This window comes from Endozoicomonas acroporae, assembly GCF_002864045.1.
Taxonomy (GTDB): domain Bacteria; phylum Pseudomonadota; class Gammaproteobacteria; order Pseudomonadales; family Endozoicomonadaceae; genus Endozoicomonas; species Endozoicomonas acroporae.
In genome coordinates this window covers 1-3,860 of record NZ_PJPV01000249.1, presented here as the reverse complement: position 1 = coordinate 3,860, position 3,860 = coordinate 1, and the positions used below count along the sequence as shown (strand labels likewise).

The 3,860-nt window shown below is 50.1% G+C and carries 3 protein-coding genes; 2 read left to right on the top strand and 1 reads right to left on the bottom strand.

All coding sequences use genetic code 11. The features are described 5' to 3' along the window. Nucleotides 1-229: 229 nt before the first annotated feature. Nucleotides 230-382, bottom strand: a complete 153-nt coding sequence (locus CX664_RS26820; RefSeq protein ID WP_180966629.1) for a hypothetical protein — start codon at nucleotides 380-382, stop codon at nucleotides 230-232. A 228-nt stretch (nucleotides 383-610) separates the two neighbouring features. On the opposite strand from CX664_RS26820, the gene CX664_RS24765 reads away from it, so the two are divergent. Beyond that, nucleotides 611-3,109, top strand: coding sequence for an ankyrin repeat domain-containing protein (locus tag CX664_RS24765; RefSeq protein WP_101749259.1), 2,499 nt, complete (start codon nucleotides 611-613; stop codon nucleotides 3,107-3,109). A gap of 512 nt (nucleotides 3,110-3,621) precedes the next feature. Further along, nucleotides 3,622-3,860, top strand: a 239-nt coding sequence (locus CX664_RS24760) for a hypothetical protein (RefSeq protein ID WP_146000344.1), incomplete at its 3' end; no start/stop codon positions are given.

The window sequence follows — 3,860 nt, the reverse complement described above, 5'->3', positions numbered from 1 at the left end:
TGTCACCCTTCGACAAGCTCAGGATGAACGGAGATCGAGTTCAAAATGTTGAAATTATTTCGGGACAATTCCTATGCAAGGCACAACGTAGGGAGCATAGCCGTAGCTATGTGACCGTAGTTATAACGCCGCACGACTGCATGGATGCAGGAGATAGAGCAACGCAGGAGCAGTTGCCGAGAGTGACTGCCCACTTAGTCAGAAAATACGATTTCATTTGGTTAACTACTTACTGCGCCAGGCTCGGCGCAGTACCTTTTATCTCTTCATCCTGAATAAATGCCTTCTGGCCAACACCCAAAGATTCACCATTGACGGTAATAACCGAACCATCCCGAAGCTCTGCCTGAGCCATTGCCGTTATTAGCGGTAATGGTGACAACAATGCGAACGCCTTCAGGAATCAGCGCCTTGAAACTGTTGCAAGATATTCGTGGATGCCATTGCTTGCATTCCGGATAAGCGTTCACTGTCTTGAGAAAATCGGTTCCGTACCTGACTTTTGTATTTAACGACATACGTCTTGTTAAAAAATTCTGTTTTTTGTGGAACTTACCCTGCTGATTTTTTGTCCTACTCAAAGTTTTGAGTCAAATAGCGGGCTAAAGTAATGAATGGTATCGGTGTAAACGCGGCAGATGTTCGCTTTAACTGTTCTTCTATCTGTATAAATGACGAACATATCAGAGGACAATTTGGTGGACACTCACTGGTGGAAACCTCTTGTAAACCGCAAGGTCACATTTTCCACCTGGGATGCATCACCCGACACCTTGACGAGCAGAGTGAAACAAGTCTTAATAAACGCCAATGCAGTGAATGCGAGCAAACGGCACTGCCACTGATTCGTAAGGACGAGGAAAGCGTTGATGACGACGAATCACCCTATTGTGAATCCCGAATGCTTAATGTCTGCCGTAGCGGTAATCTGAGCAAGCTGAACTGTTATCTGGACAAAGACAAGACGTTGGCCAATCAGCCTTACCGCTCGGCGCTCACCGGTCATCCTGAATACCTGTTAGCTGTCGCCTTGAAGCACCAGCATACAGACTTAGCCCGGACTCTGATCGACCACGGTGCCGATGTCAATGCCGCCGATCATCAGGGTGAGACGCCCCTGCACATTGCTGCCCGTCAGCGCTCGGCGCTCACCGGTCATCCTGAATACCTGTTAGCTGTCGCCTTAAAGCACCAGCATACGGATTTAGCCCGGACTCTGATCGACCACGGTGCCGATGTCAATGCCGCCGATCATCAGGGTGAGACGCCCCTGCACAATGCTGCCCGTCAGCGTTGCACCGAGGTCTTCAATATCCTGATCGAGGCCGGGGCGAATATCAATAATGTACTGCGCACCGCTGTCCGGGAGGGCAATGATTCACTGCTTGAATACCTGATCAGCACCGAACTCAGCCAATCTAACCTTAATATCGCTCTGCGCGAAGCCGCCGGACAGGGACAATCGCAGAACCTTATACCCCTGATCAATACAGGAGCATACGACCTTGACGGTGCCCTGCGCGAAGCCGCCGGACAGGGGCAAAAGCAGTGCCTTAAAACCCTGATCTCACCGCGAGTCTCACAGCGAACGCCAGACCTCAACGGTGCCCTGTGCGCTGCCGCCGAGGGGGGGCAAACGGAATGCCTTAGATTCCTGATCGAGAAGGGTGCAAACGAACTTGATCTTGATCATGCCTTGTACCGAGCTATTCTGGCGCGAAACAACCAGAGCCGAACCGTGCTGGTCGAAGAAGGAGCAAATATTACTACCGTAGTGCACACTGCTGCCAGAAAAGGTGATTGGGAATTTTTCAATTACCTGAACAATCCGACAGAGATCAATGCCGCCGATGGGGAAGGTCAAACACCGCTGCATATCACCGCTGCCAATGGGGATAAAACATGCCTGAAAAAACTCATTGAAAAGGGAGCGAAGGTAAATGCCACCAATAATAACGGCGAAACAGCCCTGCATATAGCCACCAAAATCAGCATAACCAAGGGCCGTCAACAATGTGCTGCCATGGGCATAGATATCACTGGAACCCTTATTAATGGCAAGACCTTCGAACACTATACCATCGAACAGGAAAACGACATTGGGTGTCTGCGTGAGCTTGCTGATCACAGAGGAGTGGACCTTAATGCCCGTGATAACGACGGTATCACACCTTTAATGATAGCGGCCCTTTGGGGCAAATTAGATCACCTGACTTATTTGCTTGAAAGAGCGGATTTCAATATCGCTGATAACAGCGGCAATACGGCATTGCATTTAGCCGCTTGTTGGGGGCAAACCGATTGCCTGAGAAAACTGCTTGATAAGCAAGTGGATGTCAATGTCAAAACACATATAGATGGTGCTACGCCCCTGCATATGGCCGCTAAGAACGGCCACATAGAGTCCGTCAAGGAGCTGCTGAAAAATTATCAAACCTCAGCCAATGAACAGATGAACGATGGCTGTACGGCTCTCCACTTGGCTGCTTCTGGGGACCACACAGAGGCCATCCAGACATTGCTGGCCTTTGACCGCTCCCTGGCCAAAGAGAAGGATAACGATGGCCAGACGGCTCTCCACTTAGCTGCTTATAAAGGCCACACAGAGGCCATCGAGACATTGCTGACCATTCCCTCCTCCCCGGCCAAAAAAAAGAAGGAGAAGGATAAGTCAGTCCAGACGGCTCTCGCAGCTGCTGTTAACCCAACTGCTTTTGCAGTCCACACAGAGGCCACCCAGTCATTGCAGACCACTGACCCCTCCCAGGCCAAAAAGAAGGAGAAGCATAAGTCAGTCCGGACGGCTCTCGCAGCTGCTGTTAACGCAACTGCTTTTGCAGTCCACACAGAGGCCACCCAGCCAGAGGCCACCCAGCCATTGCAAACCATTGACCCCTCCCTGGCCAAAGAGAAGGATAACGAAGGCCAAACGGCTCTCCACAAAGCTGCTTCTCAAGGCCACACAAAGGCCATCCAGGCATTGCTGAAGATTGACCCTTCCCTGGTCAAAGAGACGGATAACTTAGGCCGGATGGCTGTCCACTTAGCTGCTGATGAAAGCCACATAGAGGCCATCCAGATATTGCAATCCTCTCTATGGGAAAAATAACGGTGGCCAGACGGCTCTCTACTTGGCTTACAGCCATCGTTACTCCGCGTGCCAAAAACTCCTTATTAAAAAGGGAGCAAGAAACCGGTGCCGGGCCTTGAATCTTGACTGTTTCAAACCCCCACCTCATACTGCGCCAGACTCGGCGCAGCCCCTTTGATCTCCCCATCCTGAATAAATACTTTTCCCCAACACCCACAGACTCCTCTTCAACCGTAATAACCGAACCATCCCGAAGCTCTGCCTGACTGGTGCCATTGCCGTTATTAGCGGTAATGGTGGCGACGATTCGCGCCCCTTCAGGAATCAGCGCCTTGAACTGTTGCCAGATATTCGTGGATGCCATTGCTTGCATTCCGGATAAACGTTCACTGTCTTGTGAAAATCGGTTCCGTACCTGACTTTTGGATCTAACGACATACGTCTTGTTAAAAAATTCTGTTTTTTTTGGAACTTACCCTGCTGATTTTTTGTCCTACCCGAAGTTTTGAGTCAAATAGCGGGCTAAAGTAATGAATGGTGTCGGTGTAAACGGGGCAGATATTCGCTTTAACTGTTCTTCTATCTGTATAAATGACGAACATATCAGAGGGCAATTTGGTGGACACTCACTGGTCGAAACATCTTGCAAACCGGAACCCCACGTTTTCCACCTGGGATGCATCACCCGACACCTTGATGAGCAGAGTGAAACAAGTCTTAATAAACGCCAATGCAGTGAATGCGAGCAAACGGCACTGCCACTGATTCG